The organism is Streptomyces sp. N50 (assembly GCF_033335955.1).
In the GTDB taxonomy this organism is placed as follows: Bacteria; Actinomycetota; Actinomycetes; order Streptomycetales; family Streptomycetaceae; genus Streptomyces.
In genome coordinates this window covers 575,268-592,416 of the sequence record NZ_CP137549.1, presented here as the reverse complement: position 1 = coordinate 592,416, position 17,149 = coordinate 575,268, and the positions used below count along the sequence as shown (strand labels likewise).

At 72.5% G+C, this 17,149-nt stretch carries 15 protein-coding genes; 7 read left to right on the top strand and 8 right to left on the bottom strand.

The genetic code is table 11. The annotated features are described in order from the left end of the window. Positions 1-103: 103 nt before the first annotated feature. Together R2B38_RS02715 and R2B38_RS02710 are read right to left on the bottom strand one after the other, a co-directional pair. Positions 104-2,317: a hypothetical protein gene (locus R2B38_RS02715; protein ID WP_318014768.1), complete on the bottom strand. Its 2,214-nt coding sequence runs from the start codon at positions 2,315-2,317 to the stop codon at positions 104-106. A 73-nt stretch (positions 2,318-2,390) separates the two neighbouring features. After that, positions 2,391-2,969 (bottom strand): TetR/AcrR family transcriptional regulator, encoded by a 579-nt coding sequence (locus tag R2B38_RS02710; RefSeq protein WP_318014767.1) that lies wholly within the window; start codon positions 2,967-2,969, stop codon positions 2,391-2,393. Between the two features lie 239 nt (positions 2,970-3,208). Between R2B38_RS02710 and R2B38_RS02705 the strand changes: the two genes are divergently transcribed. The 4 genes from R2B38_RS02705 to R2B38_RS02690 are packed head-to-tail and all read left to right on the top strand — an operon-like array spanning position 3,209 to position 8,160. Continuing rightward, entirely contained in the window at positions 3,209-3,781 is a 573-nt protein-coding gene (locus R2B38_RS02705; RefSeq protein WP_318014766.1) for a (2Fe-2S)-binding protein, read from the top strand. Beyond that, the gene (locus R2B38_RS02700) at positions 3,778-4,770 is read left to right on the top strand and encodes a xanthine dehydrogenase family protein subunit M (protein WP_318014765.1); all 993 of its coding nucleotides are present in this window, start codon (positions 3,778-3,780) and stop codon (positions 4,768-4,770) included. Before R2B38_RS02705 ends, R2B38_RS02700 begins: the two co-directional genes overlap by 4 nt. Next, a complete protein-coding gene (locus R2B38_RS02695) occupies positions 4,767-6,905 on the top strand; it encodes a xanthine dehydrogenase family protein molybdopterin-binding subunit (RefSeq protein ID WP_318014764.1) in 2,139 nt (712 codons plus the stop codon). Before R2B38_RS02700 ends, R2B38_RS02695 begins: the two co-directional genes overlap by 4 nt. Further along, a complete protein-coding gene (locus R2B38_RS02690) occupies positions 6,898-8,160 on the top strand; it encodes an XdhC/CoxI family protein (protein WP_318014763.1) in 1,263 nt (420 codons plus the stop codon). The genes R2B38_RS02695 and R2B38_RS02690 overlap by 8 nt, the downstream gene beginning before the upstream one ends. A gap of 21 nt (positions 8,161-8,181) precedes the next feature. Here the strand turns inward: R2B38_RS02690 and R2B38_RS02685 are convergent, their stop codons facing one another. Beyond that, positions 8,182-8,895: an HAD family phosphatase gene (locus R2B38_RS02685; protein WP_318014762.1), complete on the bottom strand. Its 714-nt coding sequence runs from the start codon at positions 8,893-8,895 to the stop codon at positions 8,182-8,184. A gap of 19 nt (positions 8,896-8,914) precedes the next feature. After that, positions 8,915-9,391, bottom strand: a complete 477-nt coding sequence (locus tag R2B38_RS02680; protein ID WP_318014761.1) for an Lrp/AsnC family transcriptional regulator — start codon at positions 9,389-9,391, stop codon at positions 8,915-8,917. A 177-nt stretch (positions 9,392-9,568) separates the two neighbouring features. Between R2B38_RS02680 and R2B38_RS02675 the strand changes: the two genes are divergently transcribed. After that, positions 9,569-11,059: an FUSC family protein gene (locus R2B38_RS02675; RefSeq protein ID WP_318014760.1), complete on the top strand. Its 1,491-nt coding sequence runs from the start codon at positions 9,569-9,571 to the stop codon at positions 11,057-11,059. Between the two features lie 150 nt (positions 11,060-11,209). Further along, positions 11,210-12,247 carry a lactonase family protein gene (locus R2B38_RS02670; RefSeq protein ID WP_318014759.1) on the top strand — a complete coding sequence of 346 codons (1,038 nt, stop codon included), beginning with the start codon at positions 11,210-11,212 and terminating at the stop codon, positions 12,245-12,247. 90 nt (positions 12,248-12,337) lie between these two features. Here R2B38_RS02670 and R2B38_RS02665 read toward each other — a convergent pair whose 3' ends face one another. The 4 genes from R2B38_RS02665 to R2B38_RS02650 all read right to left on the bottom strand — a co-directional run bounded on the left by R2B38_RS02665 (position 12,338) and on the right by R2B38_RS02650 (position 16,305). After that, positions 12,338-13,261, bottom strand: coding sequence for a sirohydrochlorin chelatase (locus R2B38_RS02665; protein WP_078652243.1), 924 nt, complete (start codon positions 13,259-13,261; stop codon positions 12,338-12,340). A gap of 95 nt (positions 13,262-13,356) precedes the next feature. Continuing rightward, positions 13,357-14,358 (bottom strand): N-acetylglucosamine kinase, encoded by a 1,002-nt coding sequence (locus R2B38_RS02660; protein ID WP_411978552.1) that lies wholly within the window; start codon positions 14,356-14,358, stop codon positions 13,357-13,359. Beyond that, on the bottom strand, positions 14,343-15,020 hold the full coding sequence (locus R2B38_RS02655; protein ID WP_318014757.1) for a uracil-DNA glycosylase: 678 nt from the start codon (positions 15,018-15,020) through the stop codon (positions 14,343-14,345). Before R2B38_RS02655 ends, R2B38_RS02660 begins: the two co-directional genes overlap by 16 nt. 133 nt (positions 15,021-15,153) lie before the next feature. Continuing rightward, positions 15,154-16,305 carry an exo-alpha-sialidase gene (locus R2B38_RS02650; protein WP_318014756.1) on the bottom strand — a complete coding sequence of 384 codons (1,152 nt, stop codon included), beginning with the start codon at positions 16,303-16,305 and terminating at the stop codon, positions 15,154-15,156. 214 nt (positions 16,306-16,519) lie between these two features. Here R2B38_RS02650 and R2B38_RS02645 point away from each other — a divergent pair, with 214 nt between their 5' ends. After that, the gene (locus R2B38_RS02645; RefSeq protein WP_318014755.1) at positions 16,520-17,104 is read left to right on the top strand and encodes a hypothetical protein; all 585 of its coding nucleotides are present in this window, start codon (positions 16,520-16,522) and stop codon (positions 17,102-17,104) included. Positions 17,105-17,149: the final 45 nt, after the last annotated feature.

Here is a 17,149-nt window from a genome sequence, read left to right as displayed (position 1 = left end):
ACCCCTCACGGAACGTCGAGGGCGAGGAAAGCGGACGGACTGATTTCAGAGAGTGGTTGAGAAGGAAGTCCGTCCATGGCCTCGCCGAGGTCGACGTTAGCAGTCAGGCGGGGATCAGGTCGCGCAGATTTTCGGGAGTGACGACAAGAGATCCGGCGGGCAGCTCGGCCGGGCGGCGCATCCCGATGAAGGTGACCGGTTCGTCAGGGACTGTCTCCCCGTCCCACAGTGTCACCGTCGTCGCCTCCCCGCTCATCAGGCCGACGAGATGGCGCACGGTGAGCTGCTCGCGCTCGACGATCCCGCGCAGCAGGTTGGCCACCGTCACACGGTTCTCCTCGACCCGGTTCGCGGACGGGCTGCCCTTGAGGTACAGGTGCAGCCACTTAGCGCGCCAGGCGCCGTCCTCCCCGCGCAGGAACACCAGCGGCAGCGCGACCCGGCCCACCCCGCGCAGCTCCGACTTCATCCGCACGGTCCGCGGCTCGAACGGCCGCCCCTGCTGCTCGCCCTCGCGCAGCATGAACCCGAAGAACGACTCCTCGACCTCCTCGAAGCCCTCGCCCGCGAAGATGTTGACCTGCGGCACGACGAACGCCCCGCGCACGGCACCCAGCCGCAGATTGATGAACTCCGAGGCCCCGTCCGGCGCTTCGACGATGTCACCGGAGTGCTCGCCCTCGACCTCGGTGAGCGAGGTGTACGACAGCCACGTGTTCGTCGAGTAGTCGGCGTTGAGCATCAGCGCCGACAGATCGAAGTCGGTGCGCCGCTCGGTCTCCTTCCAGTACACGAAGAACCGCAGCAACTCGCCCTCGACCGTGGAGAGGGACCCGCGCGGCAGCACTCCGAGCCCGGCCGCCGTCGCCTTCCCGCTCAACGGCAGCGCCACGTCCAGCATGTCCGGATCGACCAACAGCCGCTCCGGAGAAGGCAGTCGACGCCGCGTCTCGTCGTCGAGCGCGGCGATCAGCCGTTCCCGCTCCGCCGGTCCTACGGTCGACCGCTCGTCGTCGGTCACCCAGGCGCGGCCGCGCCGGTTCACGAAGACCCGCAACTCCCCGGTGTCCCGGGCCCGGTTGTGCAGATGCTCGCGCACCGACAGCACGACCCGGCCCGACACCTCGGGCGCGACCTGCTCGGCGGCGGCCACCACGGCGTCCCGCTCCTCCTGCGTGAGCGCCATGCGCAGCAGCCGGTCCAGCGCGCGGAACAGCTTGCCGGGCGCGGACTTCAGCAGCTCCACCGCGTCCAAGAGCTTGGCCTCCGCGAGCAGTTCCTCGACCCGGCTGTCGAACGACGGCGCCTTCAGCTCACCGCGCGCGACCGCGAACACCTCGGCGGCACGCGGCAGGCGCGGGTACTCGTGCGGGTGCAGCCGCTCGCCGAGCCGCTTCCACGCCTCGCGGTGCGCGTGCACGTCGGCGAGCTTGGCGGGGGACGCGGCGATCACGGAGTCCAGCCCCGCGAGCAGCGCCCGCCGCACCGGACGCGACGGCGACCGGAAACGGGTCGGCTCCGTCAGCGTCACATCACCGTCCGACAGCGCGCAGGCCAGCCGCAGCACATCGGTCACGGTGTCCAGCAACAGCTCCGAACCGGCCTTCATCCGGGCCTGGTTGACGATCGCCCGGTTCTCCCGGACCGGGATCGCCTCGGGCTGCGGCCCGTCCGCGCACCACTCGGCCAGCGCCCGCAGATCACCCTGGTGCTCCTCGCTGAGGGGAGTGACGCTGCCCGCCAACGCCAGGTACAGGACGGTGAGTTCACCGGCGAGCTCGCCGCCCGCGTGCAGCACCGTGAGCCGGTCGCCCGCCGCCGCGATCAACTCGTCCTGCGCGGCGAGCAGTTCGGCGTACGTGTGCTGGTACCTGCCGTACGTCGGCAGTCCGAGCAGATTCACCACACCGGCCCGCAACTGCTTCAGCGTCGCGGACGAGGTCTCCTCGTCGTCGAGCGCGTCGGCGACGCACGACATCCAGAAGTCCACGGTGTCGGGCACGTTGGCCGGGAAGTCGATGAAGTAGGCGTTGTGCCGCACGTGATCGCCGACCAGTTCGCGGACGGTCCGCAGCGTGCGTCCGGCGATACGGACGACCGCCTCCTCGGGCAGCCCCGACAGCCGTTCCAGCAGTTCGGCGGAGAGCTTGAAGCCCACGGAGAGCAGCACGGCGTCGAACTGCCGTGCGGCGGTGGCGCCTTCACCCACGGGGCCTGTGGCTTCACCCGAGGGACTCGTGGGTTCACCCGAGGGACCTGCGGGCAGGGGGACGCGGAACGTGTGCCGGAGGACCAGTGGTTCGAGACGGTCGATCATTCCCGCATGGTCCCAGAACCGAACAAGCGGGCGCATTCGGGTTTCCCGTGGGGGGTGCGGTGAAGGACGCGGGTCAGCGTCCGGGCGCTCCCGCCCGCAGTCCGTCCATGACCAGGTCCAGGAGCCGCCCGGCGCGCCCCTGCCAGTCGCCGTGCGGTTCGATCTGCCACAGGCCCGCGATGGCGAGGAAGAAGTCGTCGGGGGTGACGCCCGGGCGGATGGTGCCGGCCTCGTCGTTCGCCCGCAGGAGCAGCGCGACGGCCTCCGTCACCGCGTCGTGTCCGGGCTTGGCCGGGGTGCCGGACGCTCCGGCCGCCTGCCGCAGCGCCCCGGCCAGGCCGACCTTGGCCCTGGCGAACTGTGCGAGGCGGTCCATCCACTGCCGCAGCGCCCGGTCCGGCGCGCTCGTCTCCAGCAACGGGGCCGCCGCATCGGCGACCTGCTGCATCTCGTGGCGGTAGATCTCCAGCAGGAGCGCCTCGCGGTTGGGGAAGTTGCGGTAGAACGTGCCCTGTCCGACGCCGGCCTTCCTGGCGATCGTGCTCAGCGGGACGTCCGCCGCGAGCGTCAGCTCGGCGAGCGCCACTTCGAGGATGCGCTCGCGGTTCCGCTGGGCGTCCGAGCGCTGTGGCGTGCCCAACTCCTCGCGCACTCCTCCTCCTTCGGGGAAATACGGCAGAGCCGACCTTGCTAAGCGGACAGCTGTCCGTTAGGTTCCTGGGTAGCGGACAGTTGTCCGTTTAGAGCTCACTCTACCGGCAGAACGAGCCGCGCGAACGACCGGGCCCGGTCGCCGACCGGCATTTTCGTGCGACCCGTGGGCTCACGGATCTCCACGTCCGACGTACGTCCGACCTCGACGCGCCCCACACCCGCGAGAGAAGGCTGACCATGGCCCCATCGACGTCCAGCGTCATCACCCTGAACATCAACGGAGAGAAGCACACGCTGCCCGTCGATCACCGCACCACCCTGCTCGACGCCCTGCGCGAACACCTCGACCTCACCGGCACGAAAAAGGGCTGCGACCAGGGGCAGTGCGGGGCCTGCACGGTGCTGCTCGACGGCCGCCGGGTCGTCTCCTGCCTGCAGTTGGCGGTGGCCGCCGAGGGGCGCGCCGTCACCACCATCGAAGGCGTGGCCGACGGCGGCCGGCTGCATCCCGTGCAGCAGGCGTTCCTCGACCTCGACGGTTACCAGTGCGGCTACTGCACTCCGGGTCAGATCTGTTCGGCCCTCGCGGTGATCGAGGAGCACGCGGCGGGCTGGCCCAGCGCCGTCACCGCCGACGTACGGCCCGACGCGGGGCCGCCACCCCTCACCGCGGAGGAGATCCGGGAGCGGATGAGCGGCAACCTGTGCCGGTGCGGCGCGTATGTGTCGATCGTCCAGGCGGTCGCCCGGGCGGCGGAGGAACGGCACACCGAGGCGCAGCCGGCCGAGCGCAAGGAGGCCGCGGCATGAGGGAGTTCGAGTACCAGCGGGTGCTCGACGTCTCCGGCGCGGTCGCGCTGCTCGACGCCGAGCCCGACGCCCGTTTCCTCGGCGGCGGCACCAATCTCGTCGACCTGATGAAGGCCGGTGTGGAGCGTCCCACGCGGCTCGTCGACGTACGCGAACTGCCCCTGGACCGCATCGAGTCGACACCGGACGGCGGCCTGCGCATCGGCGCCACCGTCACCAACAGCGACCTCGCCGCACATCCCGAAGTGCGGCTCCGTTACCCGGCGTTGGCCCAAGCGGTCCTGGCCGCCGCCTCCGGCCAGCTGCGCAACATGGCCACGGTCGGCGGAAATCTGCTCCAGCGCACCCGCTGCGCCTACTTCACCGACGTGACCCAGCCCTGCAACAAGCGGGCCCCCGGCAGTGGTTGCCCCGCGCTGAAGGGCGAGCACCGCAACCACGCGATCCTCGGTGCCTCCGAGCACTGCGTGGCCACCCACCCCTCCGACATGGCGGTGGCGCTGGCGGCCTTCGACGCGGTCGTGTCGTACGAAACCGCCGCCGGGCCGGGTGAGTTGGCGCTCACGGACCTTTATCTCCCCGTGGGCGACACCCCGCACCACGAGACCGCGCTCCCGCCGGGCGCGCTGATCACCGGGGTCACGCTGCCGCCCGCCCCGGTCGCCGCCAACTCCCGCTACCGGAAGGTGCGCGAGCGTGCCTCCTTCGCGTTCGCGATCGGCTCGGTCGCCGCTGCCCTCGACGTGCGCGACGGTGTCGTGCGCGAGGTACGGCTGGCCTTCGGGGCGGTCGCGTCACGGCCGTGGCGGGCGCGGCGGGCCGAGCGGGCGCTGACCGGGGGACCGGCGAGCGCCGAGGCGTTCATGGCGGCCGCGGACGCCGAACTGGCCGCCGCCGAGCCCCTGTCGGACAACGCCTACAAGGTCACACTGCTGCGCAATCTCGTCGTGGCCGTCCTGACCGAACTCGCCGAGGAGACCGCCCGATGACCACCACGACCCAGGCCGTCCGGTCGACGGGTGCCTTCGGAACCGCCCACACCCGCGTCGAGGGACGGGACAAGGTCACCGGCGCGGCCCGCTACGCGGGAGACTTCCCCTTCGACGAACTCGCCCACGGCTGGCTGGTGTTGTCCACCGTCGCCCGCGGCCGCATCCGCACCGTCCAGGCCGACCCGGTGCTCGCGATGCCCGGAGTCCTCGCGGTCCTGCACCACGAGAACGCACCGCGTGTCAGCACCGACTACATGAGCGTCGTGGGCCCGCCGGATCCGTCCCTCGGACTCTTCCAGCACGACCAAGTCCCTTACGTGGGCTGGCCGGTGGCGCTGGTCGTCGCCGAGACGTCCGAGCAGGCCAGGGAGGCCGCCGAGGCGCTGGTGGTCGACTACGACGAGGAGCCGCACGACATCGCGTTCCACGCCGGGCACCCCGGCGCCTACCTGCCCGCGGGCTCGCCCGCCGGACCGGCCGAGGTGGTGAAGGGCGACGTGGACGACGCCCTCGGCCGGTCCGCCGTGGTCGTCGACGAGGAGTACACGACACCCGAGGAGCACCACAGCCCCCTGGAACCCCATGCCGCGACGGCCCGTTGGGAGGCCGGACGGCTCGACGTCGTCGACTCCAACCAGAGCACCGTGTGGGTGGCCGGCGAACTCGCGAAACTCTTCTCCCTCGACCCGGCGGCCGTGCGGGTGCGCTCCGAACACGTCGGCGGCGGCTTCGGATCCAAGGGCGTACGGCCGCACCAGGTGGCCGCCACGATGGCCGCGACCGTTCTCCAGCGCCCGGTCCGCGTGGTGTTGACGCGCCGTCAGATGTTCACCCTGGTCGGCTACCGCAGCCCCACCACCCAGCGCGTCAGGCTCGGCGCCGACCCCGACGGCCGGCTGCGCGCCCTCGACCACCAGGCACTCAGCCTCACCTCGACCGTGCACGAGTTCGTCGAACCCAGCGCCGCGTTCGGACGCCCGCTGTACGCCGCCGACGCCCACCGCACCGCCTTCCGGGTCGTACGGCTCGACCTGCCGACCCCCACCTTCATGCGCGCACCGGGGGAGGCGCCGGGCTCCTTCGCGCTGGAGTCCGCGCTCGATGAACTCGCCGAGAAGTGCGGCCTCGACCCGATCGCCCTGCGCGTCCGCAACGAACCCGCGGTGGGACCCGTCTCCGGACTCCCCTTCAGCAGCCGCAACCTGCTCGCCTGCTTCGACGAGGGCGCCCGGCGCTTCGGCTGGGCCGACCGCGACCCCCGCCCCGGCGTGCGCCGCGACGGGCGCTGGCTGCTCGGCACCGGCATGGCCGCGTCCACCTTCCATGTCGGGGTCGGCCCGTCCACGGCGGCCGTCACCGCGGAGGCGGACGGCACCTACACCGTGCGGATCAACGCGACGGACATCGGCACCGGCGCCCGCACCGCCCTGACGCTCGTCGCCGCCGAGGCGCTGGAGGCGGAGCCCGGCCGGGTCCGGGTGCACATCGGGGACAGCGATCTCGGAGCCGCGATGTTCGCGGGAGGCTCGATGGGCACCCGCTCCTGGGCCTGGGCGGTGATGCGGGCCGCGGCCGACCTGCGCGAGCAACTGGCCCTGGGCGGCGACATCCCGCCCGACGGCATCACCGCGCGAAGCGACACGGCCGAGGCCGTCGCCGCGCTCGCCAAGAAGGAACGGCACTCCTTCGGGGCGCAGTTCGCCGAGGTCGCCGTGGACGTCGCCAGCGGTGAGGTCCGGGTACGACGGCTGCTCGGCATCTTCGCCGCCGGACGGATCGTCAACCCGCTCACCGCGCGCGGTCAGTTCGTCGGCGGGATGATCTGGGGCATCTCCATGGCCCTGCACGAGGAGGCGGTCCGCGACACGGCGTCCGGCGCCCAGGTCGGACCGGACTTCGCGAACTACCACTTCTCCGCCAACGCCGACATACCGGCGATCGAGGCCGACTGGGTCGACGACCCCGACCCGGACGACCCGGTCGGCATCAAGGGCATCGGCGAGATAGGGGTCGTGGGGACCGCCGCGGCGATAGCCAACGCCGTCTGGCACGCCACCGGCGTCCGCCACCGTGCCCTGCCGATCCGCCCCGACCGGGTCCTGACCGCGGGCGGCGGGACGCCAAGTGCTTGACATCGCCCAGGAGTTGGACCGCTGGATGCAGGACGGCCGGGACTTCGCCGTCGCGACCGTCGTCACCGTGGGCGGCAGCGCACCGCGCCCACCCGGCGCCGCGCTCGCCGTCGACACCGACGGCACGGTGATCGGCTCGGTCTCCGGCGGCTGCGTCGAGGGCGCGGTCTACGACCTGTGCGTGCAGGCGCTCCAGGACGGCGAGCCGGTCCGCGAACGCTTCGGCTACAGCGACGAGGACGCCTTCGCCGTGGGCTTGACCTGCGGCGGGGTGATCGACGTCCTGGTCACGCCGGTGCGTGCGGGCGACCCGGTGTACGCCGCCGGGCTGGCCGCGGCGGCAAGGGGCGAGCCGGTGGCGCTGGCCCGGGTGGCCCGGGGGCCGGCCGAACTGCTCGGCAGGGCGCTGCTGGTGTATCCCGACGGGAGGCACGAGGGCAGCCTCGACGCGAGGGACGCGGACGGCCCTGGCGAGGACGTCTCGGGCGAGGGCGGCTCGGGCGGGTCGGACGCGCGCGGCCTCGGTGAGGCGGACGAGAGCGGCCGCCACCGACCGCACGAGCGCCCCCGAGTCGGCCGGTCCCGGTCCCACCTGGACCGCACGTCGGCGGCGCGGGCCCGCGCGCTGCTGGACCTCGGCCGTACCGGATCCGTCGAGATCTCGGAGGACGGCTCGCACTGCCCCGGTGGTCTGACCCTCTTCGTCGAGTCCGGCGTGCCCGCACCCCGCATGATCGTCTTCGGCGCCGTCGACTTCGCGGCGGCGCTGGTGCGGGCCGGCAAGTTCCTGGGCTATCGGGTGACCGTGTGCGACGCCCGGCCCGTCTTCGCCACCCGGAGCCGTTTCCCGGACGCCGACGAGATCGTCGTCGACTGGCCGCACCGCTACCTCCGGCACACGGCCACGGACGAGCGCACGGTCCTGTGCGTACTCACCCACGACGCCAAGTTCGACGTACCGCTCCTCGGAGAGGCCCTGAGGCTGCCCGTCGCCTTCGTCGGAGCCATGGGCTCACGCCGGACCCACGAGGACCGCAACCGACGGCTCCGGGAAGTCGGCGTCAGCGAGCGGGAATTGGCCCGGCTGCGCTCTCCGATCGGCCTCGACCTGGGCGGCCGTACGCCCGAGGAGACGGCCCTGTCCATCGCGGCGGAGATCGTCGCCGTACGCAACGGCGGTTCGGGCGTGCCGCTGACCGGCTCGGCGGCACCGATCCACCGCGACCGGGACGAGCTCGTGCTGGGGGTGTCCTGACGCGGACCGGTCAGTCCTCGGTCAGCCAGTTGTACGCCCCGAGCGGACCGGTCGGTCCTCGGTGAGCCAGTCGTACGCCCCCTGCGCACTGAACTCGGCCTGCCCGCCCCGCAGCAGCAGCCCCGCCGTCCCGAACTCGGGGGCGTCGGCCTGCGCGGCCACGTACGGGATCGCGACGCAGCGCATCCCGGCCGCGTGCGCCGCCGCCGCGCCCGGAGCCGCGTCCTCCAGGACGACACAGTCGGCCGGAGCCGCCCCGAGCCTGCGCGCGGCCTCCAGAAAGACGTCCGGCGCGGGCTTGCCCCGCGCCACCTCGTCCGCCGAGACCACGGTCCGCAGCGACGCGTCGAGCCCGGTGCCGGTCAGGATCGCCTCGATGGCCTCCGGCGACGAACCCGACGCCACCGCCATCGGCACGCCCTCGGCCGCGAGCAGCTCCACGAACTTCCGCATCTCCGGGTACACGCGCGTGGCGGCCCGGGCCAGCGCGAGATAACGGCGGTTCGTCTCCGCGAGCAGCTCCTCCACCGGCGCCTTCAGGCCGTGGCGCTCCTTCAGGAGGACGAGGGTCTCCTGGGTGCTGATGCCGACGAAACGCTCGTGCTGGGCCCATGTGAAGTCCGGGACGCCGTGGTCGGCGAGGGTCTGCCGGGTGGCTTCGTAGTAGTTCGGCTCGCTGTCCACGAGTGTTCCGTCGAGATCGAAGATGACCGAGAGGCCGCCGAGATTGCTCATGGGTTCAGGATGCCAAGGGTCACGTGCCGGCCGCGCGGCCGATCGACTCCACCAGCGGCAGCAGGCGGTGCGGGACGCGCTCGCGCAACGCCATCTCGGTCCTTGTGCGAACCACCCCCGGCAGGCTGATCAACTGCTGGATCACGTCCTCCAGATGACCGTTGTCCCGCGCCACGACCCGGGTCAGCAGATCCCCGCCACCGGTGATCGAGAACGCCTCGACGATCTCCGGTACAGCGGCCAGCGCGTCCCCGACCTCGTCGAGATGCCCCTGGGTGACCTCGATGTGCACGAACGCGAGCACCGGGTGCCCGAGCGCGGCGGGGGAGAGGAAGGGGCCCGTACCGGTGATCACCCCGTCCCGCTCCAGCCGGTCCAGCCGCGCTTGGAGCGTGCCGCGCGCGACCCCGAGCAGCCGGGCGTACTCGCGCACGCTGGTACGCGGCTGCTCCAGAAGCAGCCTGAGGATGCGGGTGTCGAGTTCGTCCACGCTCATGGCGCAAGACTGTACCAATGGACCAGCTGATTGGGACTGGGCCATTGGCCCAGTGAATGGAGAGCCACTTGAGCCACTCGACCCGATGATGCTCTCATGGGCATGTCGATGGCGCTGCGGACCTCCGCGGCGCCTTTTTCATGCCGGTGTCCGGGTACGCGCAGGGGGCGGGAAGCAGTGCTGAAAAGGGTGTTCGTGGCTCCGGACCCGGGGCGCGTGCGGCTGCGGTTCGCCGCTCGGGCCGTCCTCGGCATCGGCCTCGCGGTCGTCGTCTGCGGGCTGACCGGGCAGTCCCTCGCGGGCGCCGTGACGGGCGGTCTCGCCGCGCTGCTCGCCCTGTTCACGGTGACGGACGCCACGGTGCGCGGGCAGGCCGTCACCACCGCGCTGCTGCCCTGTGTGGGCCTGCCGGTGCTCGCCGCCGCCGCTGAACTGCACGACCACCCCGTCGCCCGCGACCTCACCTTCCTCGCGGTGGTCGGCGCCGGCGTCTACGCCCGCCGCTGGGGACCGCGCGGCCACAGCCTCGGCGTCTTCGCGTTCATGACCTTCTTCGTGGCCCAGTTCCTGCACGCGACCACCGACCAACTGCCCATGCTGTACGCGGCAGTTGCCCTCTCCGTGCTCACCGCCGCGACGGTCCGCTTCGGTTTCTGGTGCTACGAACGCCGACTGCCGACGACCGCCGTACCCGCCCCAACTGCCGCTCGCGGCCTGGCCCGTGTGACCACCAGGCAGGCGGTCCAAGCGACCGCCGGTGCCGGATTCGCCCTAGTGGTGGGCCAGTTGGTGTCCGGCCAGCGCTGGTACTGGGCCGTCGGCGCGACCTGGTGGATCTTCGTGAACACCGCCTCGCGCGGCGAGACCGTGGTCCGCGGCTTCCGCCGCGTCCTCGGCACGGTCCTCGGCATCGCCCTGGGACTCCTCGTCGCCGTACCGGTCCACGGCGCCCCCGTCCCCACCGCGATCCTGGTCGCCGCCTGCGTCTTCGGCATCTTCTACTCGGCCGCCGTCTCCTACACCTGGATGATGCTCTCGGTGACCTTGATGGCAGAACTCCTCTACGGCCTCCTCGGCGTCCTGAATCCCGCGCTGCTGGCGCTGCGGTTCACGGAGACCGGCGTCGGCGCGCTCGGCGCCGTACTGGCTGTCCTCCTCGTCCTGCCGGTGACCACCCACACCACGACCGACGCCTGGATCCAACGCGCCCTGCGTTGCGTCCACACCTGCACCGCCGAGGCCGCCGCCCGCCTCGCGGGTTCCGCGACGGCCGACCCCGCCGGACGCGTCGCCGAGCTGGAGCAACTCCTGGGCCGGGTACGGCTGTCCGTCGCGCCCCTCGTGCACCCGCTGAACCCGGTGCTCGGCCGCAAGCGCCGCGCCCGCCGGGTGCTCGCGCTGCTCGACGACTGCGCCCGCGAGATCCGCGGCCTCGTCGCCGTGGCCGCCGACCCGGAGGCCTCCCACGACGCCCGCCTCGCCGCCGCCTGCTGGCGCGTGGAGGCCGCGGTCGAGGCGCTCACCGACGGCGACGCGTCCCGGCTCACGGCCACCGCGGCCCGGCCACCGGTGGAGCCCGCGCTGGCCCACCTCCACGGACTGGAACGCGCCCTCGCCGATCTCGCCGAGCCGCTGCGCGCACGGTCCGGCATGCCTCTCTGGAACTGACTGGGCACTTTGGTCTAGACCGGTCATGATCGACTGCTACCGTCACCCCGACAGCACGGAACCGGAGCGCGGATCCGGTGTGCTGACCGGAGTACGGACCGGAGTACGGACCGGAGCACTGACCGGAGCACTGACCGAGAGGGGACAGCGGTGGCAGACGGCGACAGGCGGGGACGGCGGGCCTTCATCGGGTCGTTCACGGCGGCGGGCGGCCCGGGTGTCGTCACGGCGGCCGTGGACGCGGACAGCGGCGCGCTGACCGTCCTGAGCAGCGTCGACGGCGTCCCCGACCCCTCGTATCTCGCCCTGGCCCCCGACGGGGACACGCTCTACGCCGTCAGTGAGACGGCCGAGGGCGCGGTGGCCGCGTACCGCGTGAACGGCGACAGGCCCGAGCCGCTGGGGTCGCCGGTGCGGGTGGGCGGCTCCGGGCCGACCCACCTGAGCCTGTTCGCCGGGCACGTCCTCACCGCCGACTACGGCTCCGGCAGCGTCACCGCCGTGCCGGTGCGCCCGGACGGCACCCTGGCGAGCCGCCCCTCCGGACAGCTCCGGCACACCGGCTCCGGCCCGCACCAGCAGCGCCAGCAGGGTCCGCACGCCCACCAGATCCAGCCCGACCCGAGCGGCCGCTGGGCGGTCAGCGTCGACCTCGGCACCGACTCCGTGCGGGTGTGCACGCTGGAGGACGGACGCCCCGTACTGCACCGCGAGATCGCGCTGCGACCCGGCTCGGGCCCCCGCCACCTGGCCTTCCACCCCGACGGCGCCCACGCCTACGTCCTCAACGAACTCACGCCGACCGTCACCGTCTGCCGCTGGGACGCCGAGAGCGGCGCGCTGAAACCGCTGACCGAGGTCGCGGTCCTGCCCGGCCCGCCGGACGGCGACGCCGCGTACCCGTCAGGCATCGTGACCTCGCCGGACGGCCGCTTCGTCTGGACGGCGACCCGCGGCGAGGACGTGCTCTCCGTGCTCGCCGTCGAGGGCGACGGGCTGCGCCTGATCGGCACGGTGCCCTGCGAGGGCCACTGGCCACGCGCCCTCACCGAGGCCGGAGGCCACCTGTACGTCGCGAACGAGCGCTCCGGCGACGTCACTTGGTTCACCCTCGACCCCGCCACGGGCATCCCGCGCCGCGGTGGCTCGATCAAGGTGACCGCCGCGTCCTGCGTGGTGTTCGACTGACCCTGCCGCCGTCCCCAGCACATGCCGAAGGGCCCGCTCCCGCGTGAGGAGGGGCCCTTTCGGCGCTACGGCGTTACACGTGCCGGTAAGTCAGCGAACCGGCGCGCCCTGCGGCTGCGGCGGGGCGATGCCCAACGCCGTCGTGTACTTGGCCAGCGCGAGCTTGCCGATCGCCGGGTACGGGCCGAGCGCCTCGGCGGCTGCGCAGCCGGCCTCGGCGGCGGCCGCCTGGAGCAGACCGGGGTCGATCTCCGGGCCGATCAGGTACGGCGCCAGCGCCAGCTGCTGCGAACCCGACCCGCGCAACTGCTCGGCGATGGCCGCGATCGAACCTTCCTGGTCCAGAGCCGCCGCCATCACCGGCACGGCGAGACGCGCGGCGAGCAGCATGCCGGTGATACCGGCCGCCTGCACGGCCTCCTCGCCGCCCACGGACGCGAGGATGATGCCGTCCGCGGCGGTCGCCACGGTGAACAGCCGGGCGCGGTCGGCACGGGCCAGACCCGCCTCGGACAGCCGCACGTGCAGCGCCTCGGCGAGCAACGGGTGCGGGCCGAGCACATCGGTCAGGTCGGCCGCGACCCGGCTGTCCATGACGGCCTGGCGGACCTGACGCAGCAGCGCGCTGTCCGGACCGGCGAGCAGCGGCACGACGACGGCCACCGGCCCGTCGGGCTCCTTGACGTCGGCGCCGGCGGCCCTGGCCTGCTCGAAGCGGGCGGTGCGCTCCTCAGCGGCGTGCGCGAGCACGGACGTCAGCGTGGGGAACTCGGAGTCGTCCCCGTCGAGATAACCGATGCGGCCGTCGAGACCGGGCAGCTCGGAGCGCGCGATGCTCACGACCTCCTCGGCGAGGCTGCGCGTGGCGGCGCTGGGCGTGCCCGGCACGGCGAGCACCAGCGCGGGCGCGCCCTCGGGAGCCGCCAGCTGCTCGGGTCGGCGGTGCCGCCCGGGCTGGCGAGGTCGCGGCATTCGTACTGGCAGGCCGGACGCGGGCCCAGTGGGGGAGCTCATGGCGAGGCATGTTACTGGCTTCCTGGGCTCCCCTGTTCGGGGAGGGTGCAGGTGAGCGGTATCCGTCCTGTTTTGTCTGATGAGTTACGTACGGATCAGAAGTGATCACCTTGTCCCATTGGGCTCGCCACGGACAACATGACGCCGTCACGCGGCAGCGCGAGCGCGCCCGCGGCAAGATCACGCGCGATCCGCACGGCACCGTCCAGCGGATCACCCTCCGCCGGAACCACCCGCGCATGCGGCAGCCGCTTCGCCAACTCCTCGTGCAGTGGTACGAGGAGAGGCTCGCCCATCTTGAACAGGCCACCGGTGAGCGCGATTTGGGGCTCGCCGGTTACCGGACAGACCGCGACGGCGGACTCGGCCATGTGCTGGGCGGCGGCACGCAGGATGCCGGCCGCCACCGGGTCGACCGCCGCGCACTCGGCGACACGGGGTGCGAAAGCCGCGAGTACGGCGGGCCGATCCGGCCGCGGATACACCTGCCCCGGCAACCCCGTCATCGCCCCGAACTGCTCCTCGGCACGGCTCAACAGCGCCCCGGAACCCCCGTCCCGCCCGTCGTACGCCCGCAGCGCCGCCTCCAGCCCGGCCCGCCCGATCCAGGCCCCGCCACCGCAGTCGCCGAGCAGATGCCCCCAACCGTCGGCTCTCCGCCACCCGGTGAGATCGGTGCCGATCGCGATCAGGCCGGTACCGGCGGCGATCACGGCACCGGGCCGCGACCCGAGAGCGCCCACGTAAGCGGTGACGGCATCAGCGGCGAGTGCGACCGTCCGTACCCCGAACTCCCGCGCCAGCGCCCCCGGCAACTCGGCCCGCAACCCGTCCCCGAGGGTGGCGAGCCCGGCGGCCCCGATGACGGCCGTGCCCACCTCGGACACCGCACCTTCTTCGGTCAACGCCCGTACCCTGGGCGCCAGTTGCTCCATGAAATGCCCGGCGTCGATCCCACGAGCGCCGGTCCGAACAGGTTCTCCGGACGAGAGCGGGCCGGATCTTCGGCCACTACCGACCTCGCCCACGACGACCCGGAGCCCGGAGCCTCCCGAGTCCACGGCGAGAAACCCCGGGACGGTCACGGCAGACGCCAGTCCACCGGTTGTCCTCCCTGCCGGACCAGCAGGTCGTTGGCGCGGCTGAAGGGGCGGGAGCCGAAGAAGCCGCGGTCGGCCGACATCGGGGAGGGGTGCGAGGACTCCACCGAGGGCAGGTCGCCGAGGAGGGGCCGGAGGTTGCGGGCGTCGCGGCCCCACAGGATCGACACCAGCGGCTTGCCGCGTGCGGCCAGCGCCCGTATCGCCTGCTCGGTGACCTCCTCCCAGCCCTTGCCGCGATGGGCGGCCGGACTGCGCGGGGCAGTGGTGAGCGCCCTGTTGAGGAGGAGCACCCCCTGCTGGCTCCACGGGGTGAGGTCGCCGTTGGACGGCTGGGGCAGGCCCAGGTCCGTGTTCAGCTCGCGATAGATGTTGAGCAGGCTCGGCGGGAGCGGATGTACCTCGGGAGCCACCGAGAACGACAGCCCCACCGCGTGCCCCGGCGTCGGGTAGGGGTCCTGTCCGACGATCAGGACGCGGACGTCGTCGAAGGGCTGCTGGAAGGCTCGGAGGACGTTCGGTCCGGCCGGTAGATAGGTGCGTCCGGCGGCGATCTCCGCGCGCAGGAAGTCCCCCATCCCGGCGACGCGTCCGGCCACGGGTTCCAGGGCTTTCGCCCAGCCCGGTTCGACGATCTCATGCAACGGTCGTGGTGCCACGGGCGTCACCCTACTGCCGTACAGGGCCCGGCGATCAACCGGTGGTCGCGTCCCGACCGAGAACGACCGAACCGTGGGCGCGCGTGAACGAAGCCTGCCCTGGCGGGAGTTGCCCTGTCGGCGGCGCCCGCCCTCACGCGACGACCGCCGCGCGCACGCACAGCACGTCCGGGAGATGGGACGCCAACTGCCGCCAGCTGTCCCCGTCGTCGTCCGACGCGAACACCTCGCCGTTGCGGTTGCCGAAGTACACGCCCGCCGGGTCGGCGCCGTCCGTGCACATCGCGTCGCGCAGCACCGTGCCGTAGTGGTCCTCGGCCGGCAGCCCCGCCGTCAGCGGCTCCCAGCTCCGGCCCGCGTCCGCCGTACGGAAGACCCGGCACCGGTGCTCGGCGGGCACGCGGTCCGCGTCGGCGTTGATCGGGAACACGTAGGCGGTGTCGCCGCGATGGGGGTGGGCGGCCGCCGCGAAGCCGAACGTGGACGGCAGGCCCTCGCCGATGTCCGTCCAGTGCGCGCCCGCGTCGTCGCTGCGGTACACGCCCCAGTGGTTCTGCAGGTACAGCCGGTCCGGGGTCGCCGCGTCCTGCGCGATCTTGTGCACGCACTGGCCGAACTCCGGGTTCGGATCCGGCAGGAACACCGCGGAGACACCGGAGTTGGACGGCTCCCAGCTCTCGCCCCCGTCGCCGGTGCGGAACACTCCGGCCGTCGAGACGGCCACCGTCACGGCGAGCGGGTCGCGTTCGTCGGTGAGGACGGTGTGCAGGCCCTCTCCGCCGCCGCCCGGAACCCACCGCGAACGCGTGGGGTGTTCCCAGAGGGGACGGACGAGTTCGAAGCTCTCGCCGCGGTCCTCGGAGCGGAACAGCGCGGCCGGTTCTGTGCCCGCGTACACCACGTCGGGTTCCGCGGCCGCGGGGTGCAACTGCCAGACCCGCTCCAGCGAAGCCCCCGTGTCTTTCGGGAACTTGACCGCGGGCCGGGCCGGCTCGGCCCATGTCCGGCCGAGATCGTCGGAGTGGAACACGGACGGGCCCCAGTGAGAGCTGTCACCACCGGCCAGCAGTCTCGGTGTGGGGCCGCGGGTGTCGACGGCGACCGAATACAGCGCCTGCGCGTTGAAGTACGGATTCTCGTCGAACTCCCAGACCCCACCCCGCCTGCGCCCGATGAACAGGCCTTTTCGCGTGCCCACCGCGAGCAGAACCTCCGTCATGCCGGTCACCTCCACTGCGTTTTTGGCGACTTTGCCCCCATCACCGCCCAGTCTGCACCCCACCACTGACAGTCACCCCTGGAACCGGCATCACAGCAGGTCAGGAGGCCAATGCCGGTCCGTGGGGCCGATCCGCGAGGTCTTCCCGCGGAGCGCCTGCGGGAGCCCGGGCAGCCATGGGAACGTCGAGTCGGGGTATTCGTCGTGAGCATCGAGGAGGCGTCTCCCGTATGGGAGGGCGGTTCGGCATGTCAGTGCGTTCATGAGGAGGATGCCTTCGATGGCGTTCCGAGGTCCGAAGGTGTGGCTGTGGCGGTGGCGGCGGAATCCGCTCAAGCGCCGTGCCGATGCGGTGGAATCGTGGATCGTGCTCGGCGCCTGGCTGGTCACCGTCCTCGCCGGGGTGCTCGCCGGTCTGACGGCGACCCAGTCCGTCGAACACGAGCTGGCCCGGGAACGCGTCGACTGGAAACCCGTGGTGGCTCTGGTGGTCCAGGACGCGCCCGGCCCCGCCCCGGCGAACTCCGGCAGGACGAGTGGCGAACCGGTCTGGGCGAAGGTCCGCTGGACGGCCGTGGACGGTTCCTCGCACAGCGGCCAGATACGCGTCCCCTCCGGCAGCGCGATAGGTACTCCGGTGACCGTCTGGACCGACCCGCGGGGCCACCTGGTCACCAAGCCCGCCAGCGCCTCGCAGGCCAAGCTGCGGGCCGTACTGATCGGCACCCTCCTGGGCGTGGGCGCGGCGGCCGTCCCCTTCGTCGGCGCCCGGGCCCTGCGCGGCCGGCTGGAACGCCGCCGCATGGACCAGTGGGACGAGGAGTGGGCCCGCTTCGGCCCACTGTGGGGCCGCAAGACGGGCTGAGCACCCGGCCCGGCGCCCACGAGCGCGAGCGCCCCTGACTGGCAT